Origin of the sequence: Pseudomonas sp. BS-2016 (genome assembly GCF_001806145.1) — a bacterium.
GTDB lineage: Bacteria > Pseudomonadota > Gammaproteobacteria > Pseudomonadales > Pseudomonadaceae > Aquipseudomonas > Aquipseudomonas lundensis.
Map to the genome: position 1 here is coordinate 114,152 of NZ_MLCT01000015.1, position 21,201 is coordinate 135,352.

Sequence of the window (21,201 nt, forward strand, 5' to 3'; positions counted from 1 at the left end):
TGCGCCAAGTGGATGCAAATCCACACCGCCAAGTCCGGAAAATGACTCCACCAGTGAAATGCGTCTCAGGTTTTTAGGAGCTTGGTAATGCCTGACATCTATCACTTTTTCCAAATGCTGGTTAACGGCCTCAACGTTGGCAGCACCTATGCCCTCATCGCCATCGGCTACACGATGGTGTACGGCATTATTGGAATGATCAACTTCGCCCACGGCGAGGTGTACATGATTGGTTCCTACATCGCGTTTATCGCCATTGCCGGACTGACCATGATGGGGCTGGACAGCGTGCCGTTGCTGATGACGGCAGCGTTCCTCGCCAGCATTGTGGTGACCAGTGCCTACGGCTACAGCATCGAACGGGTTGCCTACCGTCCGTTGCGCGGCAGCAATCGCCTGATCCCTTTGATCTCTGCCATTGGTATGTCGATCTTCCTGCAAAACATGGTGCTCTTGTCACAGGACTCAAAAGACAAATCCATCCCGAACCTGATTCCGGGAGGCTTCACCTTCGGGCCGGGTGGCGCGAGCGAAGTGGTTATTTCCTACATGCAGATTGTGGTCTTCATCGTCACCTTCCTTGCCATGCTGGGCCTGACGCTGTTCATCTCCCGTTCACGCTTGGGGCGCGCCTGCCGCGCCTGTGCCGAAGACATGAAGATGGCCAACCTGCTGGGCATTAATACCAACAACGTGATTGCGCTGACCTTTGTGATTGGTGCTGCTCTGGCCGCCGTCGCGGCGGTTCTGATCAGCGTGCAATACGGTGTGATCAACCCCAACGCCGGTTTTCTGGTGGGGCTAAAAGCCTTTACCGCCGCCGTGCTGGGGGGTATCGGCAGCATTCCTGGCGCCATGCTGGGCGGGCTGGTACTGGGGGTAGCTGAAGCCTTTGGCGCTGATATTTTCGGCGACCAATACAAAGACGTTGTGGCGTTTGGCCTGCTGGTATTGGTGCTGTTGTTCCGTCCGACCGGCATTCTGGGGCGTCCGGAGATCGAAAAAGTATGACTAGGAATCTTAAATCGGCGTTCTTCAGCGCCCTGTTGGTCTGGGCTGTGGCCTACCCGGTACTGGGTCTGAAACTGACCATCGTCGGCATCAACATCGAAGTTCACAACACCAGCACCTTCACGCTCAGCGTGATCGCTCTCTGTTCGTTGCTGATGTTTGTGCGCGTGTTGTTCAACCAGCAATTGAGCGCTGCCTGGAAGGCTTCGCCCAACCTGCCGAAAGTCCCTGCCAAAGCCACTAACTTTCTGACATTGCCCAGCACTCAGCGCTGGATTATCCTCGGACTGGTGGTAGTGGCACTGGTGTGGCCGTTCTATGGTTCGCGTGGCGCGGTGGACATTGCGACCCTGATCCTGATCTACGTGATGCTGGGCCTTGGCCTGAACATCGTGGTGGGGCTCGCGGGCTTGCTGGACTTGGGTTATGTCGGCTTTTATGCCGTCGGCGCTTACACCTACGCGTTGCTGTCGCACTTTTTTGGCTTCAGCTTCTGGGTGTGCCTGCCACTGGCGGGCCTGATGGCTGCCACCTTCGGCTTTTTGCTGGGGTTCCCGGTCTTGCGTTTGCGGGGTGACTATCTGGCCATTGTGACCCTGGGCTTTGGCGAGATCATTCGCCTGTTCCTGCGTAACCTGACCGACATCACCGGCGGCCCCAACGGCATCAGCAACATCCCTAAGCCCACGCTGTTCGGATTGAGTTTCGACCGCACCGCTGCCGAGGGGATGCAGACATTCCACGAATACTTCGGCATCCCCTATAACTCGATCAACAAGGTGATTTTCCTGTACCTGATCGCGTTACTGCTGGTGCTGCTGGTGCTGTTCGTGATCAACCGTTTGCTGCGCATGCCGATCGGCCGGGCCTGGGAAGCCCTGCGTGAGGACGAAATCGCCTGCCGGGCACTGGGCTTGAACCCTACCGTCATCAAACTTTCGGCCTTCACCCTGGGCGCAACATTCGCCGGGTTTGCCGGTAGTTTTTTTGCGGCCCGCCAAGGGCTGGTGACCCCCGAATCGTTCACCTTCCTGGAGTCGGCGATCATTCTGGCCATCGTTGTGCTCGGCGGTATGGGTTCGCAGTTGGGTGTGATTCTGGCTGCCGTGGTGATGATTCTGCTCCCGGAAATGATGCGAGACTTCAGTGAATACCGGATGTTGCTGTTCGGCGCCCTGATGGTGCTGATGATGATCTGGCGTCCGCAAGGTCTGCTACCGATGCAACGTCCTCACCTGGAGCTGCGAAAATGAGCCGCGAGATACTGAAAGTCAGCGGCCTGAGCATGCGCTTTGGCGGCTTGTTGGCGGTCAACGGCGTGGGCCTGACCGTGAAGGAAAAACAGGTGGTTTCCATGATCGGCCCCAACGGGGCGGGTAAAACCACCGTCTTTAACTGCCTGACCGGGTTCTACAAGCCTTCGGCCGGAAGCATTTTGCTCGATGGCCAAGCGATTGAAGGCCTGCCCGGTCACGAAATTGCCCGCAAAGGCGTGGTGCGCACCTTCCAGAACGTGCGCCTGTTCAAGGACATGACGGCTGTCGAGAACTTACTGATCGCTCAGCATCGCCACCTCAACACCAATTTCCTGGCGGGCTTGTTCAAAACGCCAGCCTTTCGCAAAAGCGAACATGACGCCATGGAGTACGCTGCGTACTGGCTGGACAAGGTCAACCTGACCGAGTTCGCCAACCGCCCGGCGGGCACTTTGGCTTATGGCCAGCAACGGCGTCTGGAGATCGCCCGCTGCATGATGACGCGCCCGCGCATCCTCATGCTCGACGAACCGGCCGCCGGTTTGAACCCCAAGGAAACTGACGACCTCAAGGCGCTCATCGGCGTACTGCGTGAAGAGCACAACGCCACGGTGTTGCTGATTGAGCACGACATGAAACTGGTGATGAGCATCTCTGACCACATCGTGGTTATCAATCAGGGTACGCCGTTGGCCGACGGCACACCGGAACAGATCCGCGACAACCCTGACGTGATCAAAGCCTATTTGGGGGAAGCGTAAATGCTGCAATTCGAAAACGTTTCAACCTTCTACGGCAAGATTCAGGCATTGCACAGCGTCAACGTCGAGGTCCGTCAGGGAGAAATCGTGACCCTGATCGGCGCCAACGGTGCGGGGAAATCCACGTTGATGATGACCCTGTGCGGTTCGCCACAGGCTCACAGCGGCAGTATTCGTTACTTGGGCGAAGAACTGGTGGGGTTGAGTTCGGCGCAGATCATGCGCAAGAGCATCGCCGTTGTCCCTGAAGGACGTCGTGTTTTTGCTCGGCTGACCGTCGAAGAAAACCTCGCCATGGGCGGTTTTTTTACCGACAAGCACGAGTACCAAGAGCAAATGGACAAGGTGCTGCACCTTTTCCCGCGGCTCAAAGAGCGTTTCACCCAACGTGGCGGGACCATGTCCGGTGGCGAACAGCAAATGCTTGCCATTGGCCGGGCGCTGATGAGCAAACCCAAGCTGTTGTTGCTGGATGAGCCGTCACTGGGGCTGGCACCGATCATCATTCAGCAGATTTTCGACATCATCGAACAACTGCGCAAAGAAGGTGTGACGGTGTTTCTGGTGGAACAAAACGCCAACCAGGCCCTGAAAATTGCCGACCGCGCCTACGTGCTGGAGAACGGCCGGGTGGTCATGCAAGGCACGGGCGAGCAGTTGCTCTGCGATCCAAAAGTGCGCGACGCCTACCTCGGCGGCTAAGCCTGCCTGTGACACGAGAGCGGCCCTTCGGGGCCGTTTTTTTTTGCGCAGCGGTTTAAGGGGTTTGGGGAGCAACGGAACAGAAAGTGCACTTAAGCTCTGGCAGTACAGTTTCGTGATCTGCCGATAGATCTGCCTGATCAGTTTATGGATCGTTCATCAAACTGAATGCTACTCGACTGCACGCTCGGGTCTGGCTTCACTTACTCCCTGGCCGGTAGACTTGTTGTCTGAAATCAGGATGAGAATGAAATGGCTGAAGGGAACTGGGCAGGACACCACTGCAAGGTGTGTTACGAGCAAGCGATGAAGGAAAAGGCGCGTCTAGAAGCGTTATTGCGCGCAAAACGGAACCGGCAATTGGTCGAGCCACCACCACGCCCAGAGCCTCCCCCTCCAGTAAAAAAAGCTCCCTCGCCCATACTCAAGGGCTGCGTCTTCTCCAAGTCGTGTGCGTTGCCCGATGGAATTATCAACTACAGCAACCCGAACGGATTTGTACCGGTCGAGTCGCTCAGCCAGTATGGCGCGTATTCGGTGCTGGGCATGGGGACGGCGGTTTCTACGGCCGGGACGGCGCTGGAGTGGATTGGCGGTTCTGGCAGCGCCATCGAGCTGGCCAAGCGTTTGGGGGGCAGTTTGTCGACGCTGGCCCCGCCGAATGTGAAAATAATCATTGGCATGGTGCTGCCAAACACGACCTCACCCGACAGCGCGTTCTACACGTCCGAGCAATACGCACAGCTCAGCGAAGGCAATACGCGGGTGCGAGTGCACATTAAACACCTCCCGGATGGCTCCGTGAGCGTATACGGATTCTATACCGGGACAAAACGGGAATGGCAGCGCGTGCCAGTGATCGCGGCGCAGGCGCGTGGCGAGCAACTTGTTGCGGATATGGGAGATGGCATCGAGGTCATCTGGACTCCCGCCGCCGATCCCAACGCTGTATTGGGTATTCCGGCTCTGGAAGGTGCCTCGCTGCAACCCGCTGCGTGGGTGTATCCACCGACCGAGCAGGCCGATCGTATCCTGATCAATCCGGTGCACCCGCCCGATTACCAGGACGCGATTATCTGGTTCCCAAACACCGGTATTCAGCCGATTTACATCTCGCTGAGCGTGTCAGGATCTGGCTATCATCCAAAACCTGACTCCTTGCCAGCGTTTCCGGACGCAAAATGGGCCAAATCAAAAACTTCAGTTCAAGGTGGAGGAGGCTTACGTCCACGCTGGAAGAGCAGAGACGGCACAATCTACGAATGGGATTTCCAGCATGGTGCAGTTGAGAAATACAATAAACGAGGCAAGCACCTCGGCGAGTTTGATCACAAAACTGGCACTCAAAACAAAGCAGCAGACCCGACAAGGAAAGTAGAACCATGAAGCATGTGATTATGGGAGTCCCTGAAGGTGAGGACTTCGCGTCTTTTGAAAAGGAAATTCCAGTTTCTGTCGCAGATCTTAAACTGATAATGGGCTGGGAAAAAGACGATGATTACGTATACGACTACCGGCTTACTTCGGAGCAAATTAGCGCTATAGAGCAGCTTTGTTCGTTGGAACTACCCAGAGATCTGGAGCTGTTTCTAACGTGCAACGCCTGATACTTGGTGGTCGCAAACCGTACCAACGCTCACCACAGACGCCCTTAAGAGAATCACGCGTCATCGTCGGGATGACGCAGTGGCCGCAACTCCCCACGAGCGACCTCTTCCGGTACCGCGAAGGATATGCTCGAAGATCAGCGGCGACAGCCGAGCCAGATCCTCGTCCAGCACCGGTTAGCCGTGCTGCTTTAGCCGTTTCACGGCTGCCGACATGTAGAGGGTGTTCCACAGCACGATAATGTTCACCACCAGACCCAGGGCACCGAGTTGATCTTCTTGGCCTTCGCGGTAGCGCTGGCGAAGCTCGCCACGTTTGCCATGGAACACGGTACGAGCCAGGCTGTGCCGGCCTTCGCCGCGATTCAACTGGGTCAGAGTAGCCCGGCGTTTGGACTCATCATCGATGTAGGTCAACGTGTGCAGGGTTTTCTCGATCCGCCCGAACTCGGCCAGTGCCTGGGCCAGGCGGGTCGGACGATCACCTGTCTGTAGAGTGCGCATGATACCGGTCGCCGGTACTCGACCGAGTTTGAGTGAGCCAGCCAGGCGCAGCAGGTCATCCCAGTGTTCGGCGATAAGGTCGAGCTTGACCGACTGCCAAGCCAGTCCGTTGAGTTTGCCGTAATCCGCATCAGGGCGTGTGCGCCAGAAGCGGGTACCACCGACATCCGCCAGACGCGGGCAGAAGTGATAACCGAGCAGACGGAACAACCCGAATACCATATCGCTGTAGGCGCCGGTATCGGTCATGATCTGTGTTGGCTGCAATTCGGTCTGTTGTTCCAGCACAACCGCTAGCAATACTAAGCTGTCACGCAAAGTGCCGGGCACCGTGATGGCGTTCAGGCCGGAGAACTGATCGGAAATCAGGTTGTACCAGATGACGCCCCGGCCGGTACCGAAATATTTCGGGTTGGGGCCAGCATGCACCGTGCGTACCGGTACGACGAAACGCATGCCATCGGCGGAGGCTACTTCGCCGCCGCCCCAGATCTGAGTCAGTTCCAGTTGGCTTTGTGCAGCCACCAGAATGGTATTGGCTGCTGACAGGGTGTCGTCGCGTAGATAGTTCTGGCTAACCCAGGACAGTCGAGCACGGCGTAGCGCTTGGTTGTCGTTGCGGATTAATGGTTCCAGGCCGGTGTTACAGGCTCCCCCCAGGAGTACGGCACACAGGCTGATCACCAGGTTATCGGCCCGCGCATTGCGTTCGGACACATGGGTGAAGGCCTCAGCGAAGCCGGTACGAGCGGCGATTTCCAATAGAGTTTCCGGCAGATCGACACGCGGCATCAAGTCGGCCACTGCCGCACGCAGTTGCAGTAGCGAGTTCGGTTCCTCCAGCTTGTCCAGCGCTCCGAGGGACAGCTCAGTTTCGCCATCAGCGCTCTCGCTCAGTTGGATGGCAGGGTTTTCGGGCACGCGGGCGGCGACTGCCTGCCACGTTGCATCCAGCTCGACAGACAAGGCGTCCAAGGTGGTTTTGGCATCGATAGTCAGGCCCAGCGAGCGGCAGATGATCGGTCGTGCCATCAGCCATTCAGCACCATCGAGCAGGCCGATACGCGGGTCGGCATAGCGCCAACGGGGTGAAACAAAGACATCGCGGCGGCGTAAGGCCGTGCGCAGCGCATCAAGCGTACAGAAGACATAGGCGCCCATGTCGAGGGAGCCGTCTTCGCGAGTGATGTGCTGCTGCCAAGCCTTGGCCACGATCTCTTGCGGTGCATCATCTTCCGGTTTCCTGCGAGGTAGGTTCAGTTGCAGCCAGTCCAGACTCGCTGCCACGCCCTTGCCTGCCGGACTGAAGCCGAAGCGAACATGCTTCAATAGGTCGGGAAGGAAACGGCGCACGCTGCGGTAGCGCTCCTCCAGGGCGAGGTAATACACATCGTTGGCCGGACGGATCAACGCGGTGACCTCTTCGAGGGCTTTCTCCAGCGTGATACGTGGTAGGTCGTTGAACAGCCGGGCACGGACGTTGTCATCACTGATTGAGCTATCCAGTACCACCTTGCATGCGGCAGCGAGCGTTGCCGCCGAGCGATCCAGGTCTTTTAGACTGCGCAACCGAGCTTTTTTGTCGGCCCTCTCTGCGTTGCTGAATAGGTCGCGCAGTAAGGCTTCCAGCACTTCTAAGGCGTCATCATGCGTAGTCGCCTCCAGACAAAGCGCAAATGCCACCAGCGTTGCCATCCGCCGTGATGCCGGCAGCCGGTTGATCGCGGTGACCTTGGCCGTGTTGGCAAAGCGTGCCAGGGCCGCGATTCGGCTGGGTGGGATATGGGCCGCTGCGTGCAAGGTGATGCCGATGCCTCGCACGTCATCGAGTCGTCGTAGCGCACGAATCAGTGCGGGCCCACTGATCATCACCGGGCCTGAGCGCAACTGATCCAGGCGGGAGTAGCGGTTACCTTCGACCACTACCAGCAATTCTTGCAGGTGCTGTCTCTGTTCATCAGTCACGCTGCGGCCTAAGGTGAGCCTGAGGCGCTCTTCGACCCGACTGCGCAGTTGGGCGATAAACCGCTCCAGTACCGTTACGCCAGGCAGTAAAACCTTATGCGTCAGCAACCAAGTCGTCGCCCGATTGAACAACTCACTAGGACGATCTGTCCCTGGCCAGCAGAGCGCATATAACCAGCGAGCAAGTCGCAAGCCGACGCTGGAGTCAGCAAACACCCGATAGCCATAACGCTCCTGAATCTCGCCAGCATGACGTTGACGCTGGCGGGTTTCAGCATAGGCCAGGATGCACGTCGGATCATTGATGCCTAGTTGACGACTGAGCACTTGCAGAACCTCATCCGGAATGGCTGAAAAGTCTTCAGGGAAGATGCCCAAGTAACGGACGCTGGTCAGTTGCGTGGCGTAGCCGAGACGGTTGTATTCGCCGCGTAGCGGCAGGAGGGCTTTGTGGTCGTCATCGCTCAGGTGGAAATAGCGCTCCAGCTCTTCGCGGCTAGGAGGATCGACATAGCGACCAAAGCCGTCGCGTTGCTCCTGAGTCATCGTGGTGTCGATATCGGGACGTATCAGAAGAGCGAACAAACGCGGGGTCAGCAGCGCAATGTCGCGTCACCGGCAGAGTCGGCCATTGAACGGGTTGCCACCATTACGTTGCGTTTGGCGGTGGAGAACAACAGCAAGTTCGTGCGCGGTCGAAAGAGGACCAAGGAGAACATTGAGCGCTATTGCCTAGAGCCATTCGGCGTGAAGCGCCTGGAGTCGGGAAACTATGAACTGACAGTTCCCTATCAGAGCGACGAGGAATTGGATAAGGAGATGCATGACTTGCTCGGCGAGATCAGCCAGGAAGCCGAGATGCGCAACTGCTTTATCGAGGCGGATGCCTGGGAGGAAGCTACTGAACGACGCTGGTAGGGCTTAAGTGCACTTTCTGTTCCGTTGCTCCCCAAATCCCTTTAACACGGTTGCACAGGCGCAGCGCGGCGTTTCAGCATCGACTCCACCCGCCCCAGCCACGCCATTTATTTTTTTTCGACTCATCTGTAACAAAACCCGAGGTCGCTTCTCTAGTGGGGTAAGCCGGTCGCCATAACGCGCTGGCCACACTAAAAACTCAACCTCGGAGAATCACCATGTCTAACCTAACCACTCGCACTGTGTCCGCCACCGCCTTGGCGCTGGCCCTGGGTTCAGCCTTGAGCATGGCCGCCCTGCCCTCCACCGCATTCGCGTCGGGCGACATGGAAAAATGCTTCGGTGTTGCCATGGCTGGCAAGAACGATTGCGCCGCTGGCGCTGGCACCACCTGCGCGGGCACAGCCAAAACCGACCATCAGGCCAACGCGTGGAAACTCGTCCCTAAAGGCACATGCGAGCGCACTGTCAGCAGCACCTCACCGACCGGCTTCGGTCAGTTGACTGCTTATACCGCCAAATCCTGACAATCGTCATCGAGCCATGATGATGCACAGCCCGACTGCTTCGCTCATCGCGCCTCGTGCGCCCCAGCTTTCGCCACGTGCGGGGCTGGGGCTCAAGGCCGAGCACTTCAAGGACGTTCTGGAGACCCGACCCGATGTCGGGTTCTTCGAAGTCCATGCCGAAAACTACATGGTCGACGGAGGCCCTTTTCACCACTACTTGAGCTTGATTCGAGAACACTACCCGCTATCAATCCACGGTGTTGGCCTGTCCATTGGCAGCGAGGGACCGCTGGATCAAGCACATGTGTTGCGCTTGCGCACCCTGCTCGACCGTTATCAGCCGGAACAATTCTCTGAACATCTGGCCTGGTCCACACACGGTCCGTGGTTTCTCAATGACCTGTTGCCTCTGCGCTATGACGACGCGACGTTGACCCGCGTCTGTGAGCATATCGATCAGGTACAAAACGCCCTGCGACGGCCCATGCTGCTGGAAAATCCGGCGACCTACGTCGAGTTCGATCAGGCCGATTACGAAGAAGCCGCGTTTATTCAACACGTGATCCAGCGCACGGGCTGTGGCCTGTTGCTGGATGTGAACAATGTGTACGTGTCCTGCATCAATCATCGCCGCGATCCCATGACCTACATCGATGCCCTGCCATTACAGGCTGTCGGCGAACTTCATCTGGCAGGTTTTGCTGAAGATACGGACAGCCAGGGTCAGCGCCTGCTGATCGACAACCATGGTTCAGCCGTGGATGACGCCGTCTGGGGACTTTATCAGCAGGTACTCATGCGGATCGGTCCCATGGCGACGCTGATTGAACGGGACAATCACGTCCCCGCCTTAAGCGAGCTGCTCATCGACGCGCAGCGCGCTGATCACTGTCTACAGACCTCAAAGGTGCGCTCATGACCATGCAACAAGCCTTCAGCGCCGCCCTGTTCGATCCGCAGCCGAGTTGCCCGCAGGGCGTGATCTGCCCGGAGGGCAGTGATGCGGCGAGCCGGTTTTCCGTGTACCGAAACAACGTACAGAGCGGTTTGATCAACGCGTTGGGCAGCAGTTTTCCGGTGGTCGCCCAATGGGTGGGCGAGGCGTTTTTCCATGGCATGGCCCACGTGTTTGTGCAGAAAAACCCGCCAGACCATCCGGTCATGAGCCGCTACGGTCGTGGCTTCCCGGACTTCATTCAAGGCTTTGCTCCGGCCAACAGCCTGCCGTACCTGGCAGATGTCGCACGTCTGGAATGGCTCTGCGTGCAGGCGTATCACGCCGCCGATGCCCTTCCCCTGAACCCGCACATACTCGCGCGCGCAGTAGCCACACCCGAGACGCTTGAACACCTGCGCCTGACCCTGCACCCAAGCGTCGCCACCTTGCACTCTGCGTATGCCGTGGCCGCCTTGTGGATCGCCCACACACAGGACGGGCAACTTCAGGGCCTGGACCCGCGTCACCCGCAAAGTGCGTTGGTGCTGCGCCATGGTCTGAACGTGGAAGTGTTCGCCGTCAGCTCAGGCTGCGTGGCGTTTATTCGACTTTTGAAAACCCGCTGCCCTCTTGGGCAAGCTGCTGACTACGCCCTGCAAGCCGACCCAGAGTTTGACTTGAGCCAGTGCCTGGCGCTGCTCATCAGCAAAGGCGCAATCACTGACGTGCAGTCCGTCCACGAGGTAAGGCCATGAGCACATTGACAGGTTATGCCTGCACATTAGGTCATTTAGTGGCCAGAACAACGCATGCTCTGCAACGCATTCCCCACTCCCTGATAGCGTTCATCGCGCGCTTCTCCATCGCCGCCGTGTTCTGGCAGTCCGGGCAAACCAAGGTCGAGGGCTTTGCACTGGACTTCGTGTCCGGCACGTTCGAGTGGGGCACCCCGCACCTGGCCGATTCAGCCCTGTACTTGTTCAGCCACGAGTACAAGGTGCCACTGCTGCCTGCGGAGTTCGCCGCTTACGCGGCGACCGTTTGCGAACACCTGTTCCCCGTGCTGATTTTGGTGGGCCTGGCGACCCGCTTTTCAGCGTTGGCGCTGCTGGGCATGACCCTGACCATTCAACTGTTCGTTTACCCCGATGCCTACGCCACGCACGGGACGTGGGCCACGATTTTGCTGTACCTGATGGCGCGGGGACCGGGCACCCTTTCCATCGACCACTGGCTGGCGCGCCGTTATCGTCAAGGCTGATCGCAGGTCGACGCAGTGCGTTGAAACCAACTCGTGAGGTAATCCACCAACACTTGCGTGCGCTTGGGCAGCCCCCCCTGATACGGGTGAACGAGGTACATGGGGTGGCTACGCGTATGGTAATCGCGCAACACACTGCACAAGCGACCGTCAGACAGTTCAGCGTTGAGCATGTAGGACGGCAGGCGCGCGATGCCGGCTCCATTCAAGGCAGCTTTTTTCAGCAAGCTGTAGTGATTACTGGCGAAAGCTCCCGAGACTCGCACGCGGTGCAGTTCATGCTGCTGATGGTAGTGCCATTCTTCGCGTCCAAGGTAATGGCTATTGAGCAGACAGCGGTGCCCAGCCAATGCCTGTGGCGTCATGGGTTCACCGAATTGCTCTAAGTACGACGGGCTGGCGCAGGTGACTTCGTGCCAGCTCACCACTTGCCTGGCAACCAGGCGTTCGTCACTGGCGACCCGAGAACGGATTGCTAGATCAAAACCTTCGCGCGCCATGTCGCGGTAGCTGTTGTTGAGTTCCAACTCGATTTGCACCTGCGGGTAATCGTGGGAGAACTCCAGCAATAGGGAGTCAAAGAATGTTTCCCCTAATGAGACAGGAACAGTCATGCGCACAGGTCCGGCAATATCTTCCTTGAGACGTGCCAACGCCTGACGTGCGAGTTCGACTTGAACCCCAAGCGCTTGGGCCTGCGGCAACAGCGCCGCACCCGCTGCCGTTAGGCTCAAGCGACGCGTGGTTCGGTGCAGAAGCACCACCGAAAACTGCGTCTCCAGCTGGCTGATACGCTTGGATAACTGGCCTTTGCTGCACCCCAATTGTTGAGCAGCCCGCGTGAAACTGCCCGCATCGACCAATACTGCAAATGCCGCCAGATCATCCATCTCACTCATCGATTGTTTCCACATGAAAACCAAAGGTTGCTAATTAGTGTGCTTATCACATCAAAAAACCAGCCCTAGACTAAGCCCACATTCACTTCATACAGGTACAGGCCATGAAAATCCTATTGATCGGTGCTCACGGCACCATTGGCTCAGCCATTGATCGCGAACTTTCACCCCGTCACGAAATTGTGCGCATCGGCCGCAAAAGTGGTGATTTTCAGGTGGATATCAGTGATAGCGCGTCCATACGCAAGCTGTTTCAACAGACCGGTCAATTCGACGCCTTGATTTGCGCTGCCGGTAGCGTGACCTTTGCGCCCTTGGGACAAATGAGTGAAAAAGACTTCGTGCTGGGCTTACAAAATAAACTTATGGGCCAGGTCAATTTGCTGTTGATCGGCCGCGAATTCGCCAATGATGGCGCGTCGTTTACCTTCACCAGCGGCGTCATTAACCGTGAGCCTATTCGTACCGGTAGCTCGGCAGCACTGGTAAACGCTGCACTTGACGGTTTCGTAAAAGCTGCCGCCATCGAACTGCCGCGTGGCCTGCGTGTGAACTCGGTCAGCCCCACCGTACTGGAAGAAGCCATGGATCATTACGCTCCTTTCTTCCGCGGGTTCAAACCGGTTCCGGCCGCGGAGGTGGCACTGGCCTACGCAAAAAGTGTTGAAGGTTTGCACACCGGCCAGACGTATCAGGTCGGCTAAACACTTGTGATGGCAGGCGAGCCTGAGTAACGTGGCGGCACTTGTCAGGAGACCCGAAGATGCGTGCTGCCCGTTCCTTAGTTTTAGTCGCCCTGCTCCCCGTATTCGCGGGCTGCCAATTGTTCAACAGCAAACCCGTGGACAGCCATGCGGGTTTGTCGCGTCTGCAAGGCCAGTTGGTTTCGACCGACGGTGAGCTGGTCTTCCAACCCTGTGTCGGACAACAGCGTTACGTGGTGCGTGACAGCGAAAACACCACGCTCGTACAAGATGCCGCAGACATGCCCATCAAGCCCGAGGCCCTGTTCGCGGACATTCGCGGCCAATTTATCGCCAGCAAAACCGCCGGTTCGAATGGCGAGGTCAACGTCAAACAGCTCTATCGTCTTGAACGCAGCAGTACGGCCTGCCAAGACCCGAACTTCAAGCAACTGACCGTGCATGCCAACGGCAACGGCCCGGCGTGGGAAGTCCGTGCGGGCAGTAAGGGCCTGGAGTTGACCCGTGAAGGCCAACCGCCCCTGGCGCTGCCGTATGTGGAAGAGCAAGTCGGTGACGGGCGCTTTTACCTGTCCACCGAAGCCAACCACCAGCGCATTGAACTGTGGGTGGCCCCGCAACGTTGCACCGACAGTGTTAATGGCAGCGTGCAACATTTAGGCGCTGAGCTGCGGGTCAACGGGCAGGTGCAGCGCGGTTGCGGCTATTTCGGTGGCGCGCGCAACGACTAATCGACGACTGTTACTGAACATTGCCGTTTAAGCCTGACGGATTTACCCCGAAGCAGCCTATAATCGCCGGTCTATGGCTGCCGGGGTAAACCTGGCCCCAATACTGGACCACCGTCATGTTACGAATTACCGAACTCAAGTTGCCAATCGACCATCCCGAAGAAGACCTGCGCCCTGCCATCGTGCAGCGCCTGGGCATCGCCGATGATGACCTGCTCGATTTCACCTTGTTCAAGCGCAGCTACGACGCGCGCAAAAAAACCTCCGAACTGTGCTTTATCTACACCATCGACCTGTCGGTGCGTGATGAAGCGCCGTTGCTGCTCAAATTTGCCGATGACCGCAACGTCAACCCTGCACCGGACGTCAGCTACAAGGTAGTCGGTCAGGCCCCACAGGATCTGAGCGAACGCCCGATTGTGGTCGGCTTCGGTCCGTGCGGCATTTTTGCTGGCCTGTTGCTGGCTCAGATGGGGTTCAAGCCCATCATTCTTGAGCGTGGCCCGGAAGTGCGTCAGCGCACTAAAGACACATGGGGACTGTGGCGTAAAAACGTGCTGAACCCCGAATCCAACGTGCAGTTTGGTGAGGGCGGTGCCGGTACGTTCTCTGATGGCAAACTGTACAGCCAGATCAAAGACCCGCAGCACCACGGCCGTAAAGTGCTGCACGAGTTCGTGAAAGCCGGTGCGCCTGAAGAAATTCTCTACGTCAGCAAGCCGCATATCGGGACGTTCCGTCTGACGGGCGTCGTGGAAAACATGCGTCAGCAGATCGAGGCCTTGGGCGGCGAAGTCCGCTTCCAGCAGCGCGTAACCGACGTGTTGATCGACAACGGCCAATTGACCGGCGTGATACTGGCCGATGGCGAGCAATTAAATGCACGCCACGTCATCATGGCGCTGGGCCACAGTGCCCGTGACACCTTCCGTATGCTGCACGGGCGCGGTGTGTACATGGAAGCCAAGCCGTTCTCGGTCGGTTTCCGCATCGAACACCCGCAATCGCTGATCGACAGCGCACGCCTGGGCAAATATGCCGGGCACCCGAAGCTGGGCGCAGCCGACTATAAACTGGTGCACCACGCCAAAAACGGGCGTTCGGTGTACAGCTTCTGCATGTGCCCTGGCGGTACGGTCGTGGCAGCCACCAGCGAACCCGGCCGTGTAGTGACCAACGGCATGAGCCAGTACTCGCGTAACGAACGCAATGCCAACTCTGGCATCGTGGTCGGCATCACCCCCGAAGACTACCCGGGCGGGCCGTTGGCCGGTATCGAGCTGCAAGAGCGCCTCGAAGCCCACGCGTACGTGCTGGGCGGCAGCACGTACGAAGCACCGGCACAGCTGGTTGGCGATTTTATTGCCGGCAAACCCTCCACCGCGCTGGGCAGCGTCGAACCGTCGTACAAGCCGGGCGTTTCGCTGGGTGACCTGGCGCTGGCCTTGCCGGATTACGCCATCGAAGCCATCCGCGAAGCCTTGCCAGCGTTCGAGAAGCAAATCAAAGGCTTCTCGATGCATGACGCGATCCTGACCGGGATCGAGACTCGCACCTCATCGCCCTTGCGCATGACCCGCGACGCCTCGATGCAAAGCCTCAACGTCAAAGGCCTGTACCCGGCAGGTGAAGGCGCCGGTTATGCAGGCGGCATTCTGTCGGCAGGCGTGGACGGTATCCGCATCGCTGAAGCGGTCGCCCGCGACTTGCTGGGCATCGACGCTTAAACCAGGCATGGCTCGCACAGGACTGCCCGACCGTTCTGCGCGAGCCATCAAAAACAAGGGGCCCTGCGACCCTATCGCCACCTGGCGATAGCATTTTCCTTCAACTGTTTGAGCCCTTTTCCTCGGGCTTTTACGGCTAATTCGCGACTCACTTTGATACACAACTGCTAGGCTTTTGAGCGGTGTGATTTCGCGCGCCTGCTTATAACAAAAAAGAATATAGTTTTTGTTTTAACAACTAACCTCTCAGGTTAGGGTGTTGCACCCTTTCACTCACCGATGGAGAGCGACCTTGCCTCTGCGTAGCACTTTCACTCGTTTCTTTCAGTTGGAAGCTGCCAGCGGTCTGCTGTTGATTGCCGCAGCCGCTCTGGCTTTGATCATTAACAACTCACCGCTTTCACACTTCTACACCGCCTTTCTGGACGCGCCCGTGGCCGTGCAAATCGGCGCCCTGCAAATTGCCAAACCTTCGCTGCTGTGGATCAACGACGGCCTCATGGCGTTGTTTTTCCTGCTGATCGGCCTGGAAGTCAAACGCGAGCTGCTGGAAGGCCAGTTGTCCAAGCCATCGCAGGTGGTGCTGCCCGGTGCCGCAGCGATTGGTGGCATGGTGGTGCCCGCGCTGATCTACTGGTTCATCAACAAGGACTACCCGGATGCGCTGGGCGGCTGGGCAATTCCCATGGCCACCGACATCGCGTTCGCGCTGGGTGTCCTGGCGCTGCTGGGCAAGCGGGTTCCGGTGTCGCTCAAGCTGTTCCTGATGACGCTGGCGATCATCGATGACTTGGGCGCGATTGTGGTGATTGCCCTGTTCTATTCCAGCGAACTGTCTGGCCTGTCCCTGATTCTGGCCGCTGCGTGCCTGCTGGTGCTCATCCTCATGAACCGCATGGGCGTGGTGAAGGTCGCGCCGTACATGATTGTCGGCCTGATTCTGTGGGTGTGCGTGCTCAAAAGCGGCGTTCACGCCACGCTGGCGGGCGTCACACTGGCGTTCTGCATCCCGTTGCGCACCAAGAACTCCGAGCCCTCGCCGCTCATGACCATTGAGCATGCATTGCACCCGTGGGTGGCATACGGGATCTTGCCGTTGTTTGCCTTCGCCAATGCGGGCGTGTCGTTGGCGGGCATTACTCTGCACAACTTCGTCAGCCACGTGCCAATGGGGATTGCCGCAGGCTTGCTGATCGGTAAAACCGTGGGTGTATTCGGCCTGACCTGGATCGCCATCAAAACCGGCATGGCAGCGCTGCCAGCAGGCGCAAACTGGGGGCAAGTGTTTGGCGTGGCCATCCTGTGTGGCATCGGCTTCACCATGAGCCTGTTTGTTGGCTCTCTGGCGTTTGTGGCCGGCAGCAGTGAGTACGTCGGCATGGACCGCATGGGGATCCTCACCGGTTCGATCCTGGCAGCGTTGATCGGTTATGCCGTGACTGCCATGGCGAGCCGCAAACCGACAGCCATCTGATCTGCATCAGCCGTTGCTGCCTGAGGCCCAACGCCTCAGGTAGCCTCCGGGCAGACACAAAAAAACCCCGGCCAGTTCGCACTGGCCGGGGTTTTGTTTTGGCGCCGGGTCTTAGTGTGCTACGCGGCTGGTGCCATCAACGGTCATGATGCGCACGCGCTCACCGGTACGGAATATCTCGTTCGGCTGAACCTGTTGCACATAGGCACGGGTGCTGCCGTCGTCTTCACGGACAGTGATTTCAACACCCTGGGTTTTGGTCAGGCCCGATTCAGCAGCCGACCCCAGCAGACCACCTGCAACTGCACCAATCACAGCTGTCACGATACTGCCGCGACCGCCACCAATGGCGCTACCGCCCACCCCGCCCACAACAGCACCGGTTGCGGCGCCGATCGGGGTTTTGGTGCCTTCAATTTGTACCGGACGCAGGGCAACAATGGTGCCCATGCGGACTGTCTGCACGCGACGCGCTTCTTCACGCGAGTAAGAGTCGCCGGTCAAGTTGGAGGTGCAGCCGCCCAACAGGACTGTCATGGTAGAAAAAGCAGCAATTAACAGTACGGACTTACGCATTAGATCAACTCCAAAAGATCAGGGATTCATTAAACTCCGCTGCCACCACCCTGTCACGGCCGTGTGCGGAAAAACTGGCCTTTATTCAGCGGCTGTACAGCCAGATAAATGCCTTCAATCAGGTCGAAACGTCAAGCAAGGGTAGCGGGTAATCCTTCGTCACGCTGCGTTCATCACAGGACAGATATGGACTATTTCATCATTTTCATCACCACAGCCGCCGGCCTGTATTTCCACTGGTGGCTGTATGTGCGCATCAAACGCTGGATGGACAGGGATCTGGCGTTGTCGCTGGCAGGTGACGATCCGGCCCGCAGGGCGTTTATGGTGCAACGTCTGGAAGAGGCTCGCCAGCAGAAGATCAAACGCCGCGACTTGCCCCAATGGTTGCAGGCCGCGGCGTCCGAATATGCCGTCAGGGCGCCAGACGCTCGCGCGCCCAGTCAGTCCCGCACAGCCGATAGTTGAGGCGGTCATGCAAGCGGCTGGGACGGCCTTGCCAAAACTCGATGCGCTCAGGTAACAACCTGAAACCGCCCCAATGCTCAGGGCAATGGGGCTGCGTATCCGTGAAACGCTCCTGTGTGACACGAAGCAGTTCGGTCAGTTCTTCACGCCCTGAAATGACCTGGCTTTGCGGCGACGCCCACGCTCCGATGCGGCTGCCCAGCGGACGAACCTGGTAGTAAGCGTCCGACTCTTCAGGCGTCACTTTGACCACACGCCCTTCAATGCGCACCTGACGCTCCAGGGTGGGCCAGAAAAACGTCATCGCCGCAAAAGGGCGTGCCGCCAGTTGCTGACCCTTGGCGCTGGTGTAATTAGTGAAGAACGTAAAACCTTGTGCATCCAGCCCTTTGAGCAGCAGCACCCGGCAATGCGGACGCCCGTCTTCATCCACCGTTGCCAGGGTCATGGCATTGGCTTCAACCGGCGGTTGCTCGGTTTTAACCGCGTCTGCAAACCATTGATGAAACAGCGCGAAAGGCTCCGCCGGGGCCTGAGCCTCGGCGAGTCCGTCACGGGTGTAGTCGCGTCGCATATCTGCCAGCGCTTGAGTCATGCCGCCCTCCCGTTCATCAAACCAATCAGTTTTTGGCTTGAGTGTTGCTCACGTCCTTTTTGGCTGCGGCGGTTTTGGCAACCACGGCTTTCTTGGCCGGAGCAGCCTTCACCGCTTTTTTGGCCGGGGCGGACTTCTTGGCTACAACGGCTTTTTTCGCCGGGGCCGCCGCTTTTTTAGCGGTGACGGCTTTGGAAGGCGCAACGGCGGGCTGTACCGCGACCAGTTCAGCAGGCGACAGGGCGGGCTGGCTGTATTTGCTGACCAGCGCCAGCATGGTGTTTTGTGGTGTCATCAGGATTTCGACACGGCGGTTCAATGCACGACCTTCGTTGCTGTCGTTGGCCGCACGCGGCATCACCGAACCCATGCCACGCAAGGTCAGGCGGTTAGCCTGCAAGCCGCTCATGCGGAAAATCGCCGCCACCGAACGCGCACGGTCGAGGCTCAATTTGGTGTTGGCAGCCATTGCGCCCGTGGTGTCAGCGTGGCCGAGCACCAAAACAGCGGTTTTCGGATCACCTTCAACCACTTTGGCGACGCGGGTGAACGGACCGAGCATGGACGGCTTCAACAAGTCCGGGCGCGTTGGTTTGAACGCACTGTCCGCAGACGCCACGATCACCAGCAGGCTTTCACGACGTTCAAGTTGCAGGTTGGTGTCTTTAATCGCTGCACGCAGGCGTGGCTCATATTCGTCCAGCCAGGCCTGGGTCACTTTAGGGTCAGGCATCGGCACGACATGAGCTGCAACCGGCTTGGCGTCTTTAGCAGTGCCACCAAACGGCCACCACCAGTTTTTCTCGGTGCTTGACGCTGGAGCAGCGGCGACCGTTTTTTCTTTAGCGACGGGTTCGTCTTTCTTCGCGCGGTCCGAACCAAAAGGCCACCAGCTGGAATCGCTGTCTTTTTTGGCCTCGGTCGCGGCCGGAGCCGTTTTGGCGACAACAGGCTCAGCCTTCTTTTTGTCTGCCGGCTTGGCTGCCGGGGCATCGGCTTTGTCAGCCGGGGTTGGCGCTGCGGCTTGATCGGATGAGCCCAGCTGCCACCATTTGTGGCCGCCTTCAGCGTCATTTTGTGGAGTTTGTGCGCAACCTGTGATTGCCAGACAGAGGGCCAGAGCAAGGGTCTTATTAGATGACATTGAATATCCACACAATGAATTAGAAATAATTGGACGCGATATACGTATAAAAAAGCGTATTAAGCGCATTAAAGCCACAGGCATCCGACCTACGGCCTACAAAACAGTCTTACAAACAGGTTGCTAATACCCGCACCAGCTTTTGCGCACGGGGATCCATCAAGACATAGGGCCCCAGCGTGTTGGTGACAAACCCAAACGCCACATCCCGTTCCGGGTCAGCAAACCCGATGGAACCGCCCGCTCCTGGGTGGCCAAAGGCCTTAGCGCCCAGACCAAACGTCGCGTTCGCCACTTGCGGCTGATCCAGCATGCAACCCAGTCCAAAGCGTGTTTGGGTGCGCAGGGTTTTGTCTTCCCCAACGCTGTGCTCGCGGGTCAACTCGGCGAGCATTTCGGACTCCAGCAACTGGCCGTCCAGTAATCCGTTGTAAAAGCCGGCGAGGCTGCGGGCATTGCCATGGCCATTGGCCGCAGGTTGCTCCATACGACGCCATTGCGGCTTATTGGTGCTGGTCATAATAGACGGTGGATTGGTAAATGCCCGGGTGCTCATGGACGTGGGCTCATTCATCATCGCCTTTAGCAAGCGCTGGGCAGAGGCATCACCCACCGTGCCTTTGCTGCGAGCGATGTGCGCGACCCGGTAAAACTCGTCATCCGCCAACCCGACGTGGAAATCCAGCCCCAGCGGCAGTGCCGTACGGGCCATGATCGATTGACCCGGGCTGCGCCCATCGGCGCGGCGTATCAATTCGCCCAGCAGCCAGCCATACGTGATGGCGGCATAGCCATGACCTTCACCCGGCGTCCACCACGGCGCTTCAGCCGCCAGCGCGTCCACCATGGTTTGCCACTCATACAGCGCCTCAGGCGGCATAGGCTCACGCAACGCAGGCAAGCCTGCCCGGTGACTCAGCAGGTGACGCAAGGTGATGGACTCTTTACCGGCGGCGGCAAATTCCGGCCAATAACGCACGACCGGAGCATCCAGCGCCAGCTTGCCCTCTTCCACCAGTTGCAAGGCCGTCACGGCAGTGAAGGTTTTGGTACAGGAAAACAGATTGGCGATGGTATCGGTGTGCCATGCCTGTTCACCGTCTTTATCCGCCGTACCGCCCCACAGGTCTATGACCGTTTCACCGCCGACCTGAATACACAGTGCGGCGCCACGCTCTTGGGGATCGTTGAAAAGCTCGGCAAATGCTTCACGCACCGCCTCGAACTTGAGGTCGTGAAAACCCTGAATCTGCACCCGCCCCTCCTGGATCACGCATGGCTCTACAAGGCGTGCATTGTTCCAGTCCCGATCAAATTTTGAAACACACTAAACGGATCTAAACGCACAATTTTTGAGCATTCAAAAATCGAGGCTGAAGGTAAACGCATCAAGGTGGATTTTTTGTGAAAACACCACACGCCCGGGCAAGGCTAGAGCGAACCTGCCCTTAA

Annotated in this window: 21 protein-coding genes and 1 pseudogene; 16 read left to right on the plus strand and 6 right to left on the minus strand. The window is 58.1% G+C overall.

Annotated features, from left to right (window positions below; translation table 11 throughout):
• The first annotated feature begins 87 nt into the window (after positions 1–87).
• From livH to BKD70_RS05985, 6 genes are all read left to right on the plus strand, one after another.
• Complete coding sequence (gene livH / locus BKD70_RS05960) at positions 88–1,011, plus strand: high-affinity branched-chain amino acid ABC transporter permease LivH (protein WP_047274097.1); 924 nt, start codon at positions 88–90, stop codon at positions 1,009–1,011.
• Positions 1,008–2,264 (plus strand): high-affinity branched-chain amino acid ABC transporter permease LivM, encoded by a 1,257-nt coding sequence (locus BKD70_RS05965; RefSeq protein WP_047274095.1) that lies wholly within the window; start codon positions 1,008–1,010, stop codon positions 2,262–2,264. The genes livH and BKD70_RS05965 overlap by 4 nt, the downstream gene beginning before the upstream one ends.
• Positions 2,261–3,028, plus strand: a complete 768-nt coding sequence (gene livG, locus BKD70_RS05970) for a high-affinity branched-chain amino acid ABC transporter ATP-binding protein LivG (protein WP_047274093.1) — start codon at positions 2,261–2,263, stop codon at positions 3,026–3,028. The genes BKD70_RS05965 and livG overlap by 4 nt, the downstream gene beginning before the upstream one ends.
• Entirely contained in the window at positions 3,029–3,730 is a 702-nt protein-coding gene (locus tag BKD70_RS05975; RefSeq protein ID WP_047274091.1) for an ABC transporter ATP-binding protein, read from the plus strand.
• A 252-nt stretch (positions 3,731–3,982) separates the two neighbouring features.
• Positions 3,983–5,116, plus strand: a complete 1,134-nt coding sequence (locus tag BKD70_RS05980) for a colicin E3/pyocin S6 family cytotoxin (RefSeq protein WP_240478034.1) — start codon at positions 3,983–3,985, stop codon at positions 5,114–5,116.
• Positions 5,113–5,337: a hypothetical protein gene (locus tag BKD70_RS05985; RefSeq protein ID WP_047274089.1), complete on the plus strand. Its 225-nt coding sequence runs from the start codon at positions 5,113–5,115 to the stop codon at positions 5,335–5,337. Before BKD70_RS05980 ends, BKD70_RS05985 begins: the two co-directional genes overlap by 4 nt.
• 53 nt (positions 5,338–5,390) lie before the next feature.
• Here the strand turns inward: BKD70_RS05985 and BKD70_RS05990 are convergent.
• A pseudogene (locus tag BKD70_RS05990) lies at positions 5,391–8,352 on the minus strand (Tn3 family transposase).
• Here BKD70_RS05990 and BKD70_RS24695 point away from each other — a divergent pair.
• The 5 genes from BKD70_RS24695 to BKD70_RS06015 all read left to right on the plus strand — a co-directional run bounded on the left by BKD70_RS24695 (position 8,338) and on the right by BKD70_RS06015 (position 11,431).
• Positions 8,338–8,724, plus strand: coding sequence for a transposase (locus BKD70_RS24695; RefSeq protein WP_240478035.1), 387 nt, complete (start codon positions 8,338–8,340; stop codon positions 8,722–8,724). The pseudogene BKD70_RS05990 and the gene BKD70_RS24695 overlap by 15 nt on opposite strands.
• Positions 8,725–8,942: 218 nt before the next feature.
• Positions 8,943–9,251, plus strand: a complete 309-nt coding sequence (locus BKD70_RS06000) for a DUF2282 domain-containing protein (RefSeq protein WP_047274085.1) — start codon at positions 8,943–8,945, stop codon at positions 9,249–9,251.
• 16 nt (positions 9,252–9,267) lie between these two features.
• On the plus strand, positions 9,268–10,152 hold the full coding sequence (locus BKD70_RS06005) for a DUF692 domain-containing protein (RefSeq protein ID WP_169836422.1): 885 nt from the start codon (positions 9,268–9,270) through the stop codon (positions 10,150–10,152).
• Positions 10,149–10,925, plus strand: coding sequence for a DUF2063 domain-containing protein (locus BKD70_RS06010; protein WP_047274083.1), 777 nt, complete (start codon positions 10,149–10,151; stop codon positions 10,923–10,925). The genes BKD70_RS06005 and BKD70_RS06010 overlap by 4 nt, the downstream gene beginning before the upstream one ends.
• Positions 10,922–11,431 carry a DoxX family protein gene (locus BKD70_RS06015; protein ID WP_080960174.1) on the plus strand — a complete coding sequence of 170 codons (510 nt, stop codon included), beginning with the start codon at positions 10,922–10,924 and terminating at the stop codon, positions 11,429–11,431. Before BKD70_RS06010 ends, BKD70_RS06015 begins: the two co-directional genes overlap by 4 nt.
• Here BKD70_RS06015 and BKD70_RS06020 read toward each other — a convergent pair.
• Positions 11,422–12,330, minus strand: coding sequence for a LysR family transcriptional regulator (locus BKD70_RS06020; RefSeq protein WP_047274081.1), 909 nt, complete (start codon positions 12,328–12,330; stop codon positions 11,422–11,424). The genes BKD70_RS06015 and BKD70_RS06020 overlap by 10 nt on opposite strands.
• A 104-nt stretch (positions 12,331–12,434) precedes the next feature.
• On the opposite strand from BKD70_RS06020, the gene BKD70_RS06025 reads away from it, so the two are divergent.
• From BKD70_RS06025 to nhaA, 4 genes are all read left to right on the plus strand, one after another.
• Positions 12,435–13,034 carry a short chain dehydrogenase gene (locus BKD70_RS06025; RefSeq protein WP_047274079.1) on the plus strand — a complete coding sequence of 200 codons (600 nt, stop codon included), beginning with the start codon at positions 12,435–12,437 and terminating at the stop codon, positions 13,032–13,034.
• A 59-nt stretch (positions 13,035–13,093) separates the two neighbouring features.
• Positions 13,094–13,765 carry a COG3650 family protein gene (locus tag BKD70_RS06030; protein WP_047274077.1) on the plus strand — a complete coding sequence of 224 codons (672 nt, stop codon included), beginning with the start codon at positions 13,094–13,096 and terminating at the stop codon, positions 13,763–13,765.
• A 116-nt stretch (positions 13,766–13,881) separates the two neighbouring features.
• Positions 13,882–15,492: an NAD(P)/FAD-dependent oxidoreductase gene (locus tag BKD70_RS06035; protein WP_047274074.1), complete on the plus strand. Its 1,611-nt coding sequence runs from the start codon at positions 13,882–13,884 to the stop codon at positions 15,490–15,492.
• A gap of 292 nt (positions 15,493–15,784) precedes the next feature.
• Complete coding sequence (gene nhaA / locus BKD70_RS06040; protein ID WP_047274072.1) at positions 15,785–16,966, plus strand: Na+/H+ antiporter NhaA; 1,182 nt, start codon at positions 15,785–15,787, stop codon at positions 16,964–16,966.
• Between the two features lie 111 nt (positions 16,967–17,077).
• On the opposite strand, the gene BKD70_RS06045 is transcribed toward nhaA, so the two are convergent.
• On the minus strand, positions 17,078–17,542 hold the full coding sequence (locus tag BKD70_RS06045) for a glycine zipper 2TM domain-containing protein (protein ID WP_047274071.1): 465 nt from the start codon (positions 17,540–17,542) through the stop codon (positions 17,078–17,080).
• 186 nt (positions 17,543–17,728) lie between these two features.
• Between BKD70_RS06045 and BKD70_RS06050 the strand changes: the two genes are divergently transcribed.
• A complete protein-coding gene (locus tag BKD70_RS06050; protein WP_047274068.1) occupies positions 17,729–18,010 on the plus strand; it encodes a hypothetical protein in 282 nt (93 codons plus the stop codon).
• On the opposite strand, the gene pdxH is transcribed toward BKD70_RS06050, so the two are convergent.
• The 3 genes from pdxH to BKD70_RS06065 form a co-directional block, all read right to left on the minus strand.
• Positions 17,958–18,605 (minus strand): pyridoxamine 5'-phosphate oxidase, encoded by a 648-nt coding sequence (pdxH, locus tag BKD70_RS06055; protein WP_047274067.1) that lies wholly within the window; start codon positions 18,603–18,605, stop codon positions 17,958–17,960. The two genes, BKD70_RS06050 and pdxH, sit on opposite strands and share 53 nt — an antisense overlap.
• Before the next feature lie 25 nt (positions 18,606–18,630).
• Positions 18,631–19,749, minus strand: a complete 1,119-nt coding sequence (locus tag BKD70_RS06060; RefSeq protein WP_047274065.1) for an OmpA family protein — start codon at positions 19,747–19,749, stop codon at positions 18,631–18,633.
• A 109-nt stretch (positions 19,750–19,858) separates the two neighbouring features.
• Positions 19,859–21,004 carry a serine hydrolase domain-containing protein gene (locus BKD70_RS06065; protein WP_047274063.1) on the minus strand — a complete coding sequence of 382 codons (1,146 nt, stop codon included), beginning with the start codon at positions 21,002–21,004 and terminating at the stop codon, positions 19,859–19,861.
• Between the last annotated feature and the right edge of the window lie 197 nt (positions 21,005–21,201).

Excerpts from the sequence above, each read along its gene's own strand:
- BKD70_RS06030 (WP_047274077.1), top strand. The coding sequence starts at position 13,094 with ATGCGTGCTGCCCGTTCCTTAGTTTTAGTCGCCCTGCTCCCCGTATTC.
- BKD70_RS06000 (WP_047274085.1), top strand. The coding sequence starts at position 8,943 with ATGTCTAACCTAACCACTCGCACTGTGTCCGCCACCGCCTTGGCGCTG.
- BKD70_RS05985 (WP_047274089.1), top strand. The coding sequence starts at position 5,113 with ATGAAGCATGTGATTATGGGAGTCCCTGAAGGTGAGGACTTCGCGTCT.
- BKD70_RS06005 (WP_169836422.1), top strand. The coding sequence starts at position 9,268 with ATGATGATGCACAGCCCGACTGCTTCGCTCATCGCGCCTCGTGCGCCC.
- BKD70_RS06050 (WP_047274068.1), top strand. The coding sequence starts at position 17,729 with ATGGACTATTTCATCATTTTCATCACCACAGCCGCCGGCCTGTATTTC.
- BKD70_RS06035 (WP_047274074.1), top strand. The coding sequence starts at position 13,882 with ATGTTACGAATTACCGAACTCAAGTTGCCAATCGACCATCCCGAAGAA.
- BKD70_RS06010 (WP_047274083.1), top strand. The coding sequence starts at position 10,149 with ATGACCATGCAACAAGCCTTCAGCGCCGCCCTGTTCGATCCGCAGCCG.
- BKD70_RS06025 (WP_047274079.1), top strand. The coding sequence starts at position 12,435 with ATGAAAATCCTATTGATCGGTGCTCACGGCACCATTGGCTCAGCCATT.
- BKD70_RS06060 (WP_047274065.1), bottom strand. The coding sequence starts at position 19,749 with ATGTCATCTAATAAGACCCTTGCTCTGGCCCTCTGTCTGGCAATCACA.
- livG (WP_047274093.1), top strand. The coding sequence starts at position 2,261 with ATGAGCCGCGAGATACTGAAAGTCAGCGGCCTGAGCATGCGCTTTGGC.
- livH (WP_047274097.1), top strand. The coding sequence starts at position 88 with ATGCCTGACATCTATCACTTTTTCCAAATGCTGGTTAACGGCCTCAAC.
- BKD70_RS05980 (WP_240478034.1), top strand. The coding sequence starts at position 3,983 with ATGGCTGAAGGGAACTGGGCAGGACACCACTGCAAGGTGTGTTACGAG.
- BKD70_RS06045 (WP_047274071.1), bottom strand. The coding sequence starts at position 17,542 with ATGCGTAAGTCCGTACTGTTAATTGCTGCTTTTTCTACCATGACAGTC.
- BKD70_RS05975 (WP_047274091.1), top strand. The coding sequence starts at position 3,029 with ATGCTGCAATTCGAAAACGTTTCAACCTTCTACGGCAAGATTCAGGCA.
- pdxH (WP_047274067.1), bottom strand. The coding sequence starts at position 18,605 with ATGACTCAAGCGCTGGCAGATATGCGACGCGACTACACCCGTGACGGA.
- BKD70_RS06020 (WP_047274081.1), bottom strand. The coding sequence starts at position 12,330 with ATGAGTGAGATGGATGATCTGGCGGCATTTGCAGTATTGGTCGATGCG.
- BKD70_RS06015 (WP_080960174.1), top strand. The coding sequence starts at position 10,922 with ATGAGCACATTGACAGGTTATGCCTGCACATTAGGTCATTTAGTGGCC.
- BKD70_RS05965 (WP_047274095.1), top strand. The coding sequence starts at position 1,008 with ATGACTAGGAATCTTAAATCGGCGTTCTTCAGCGCCCTGTTGGTCTGG.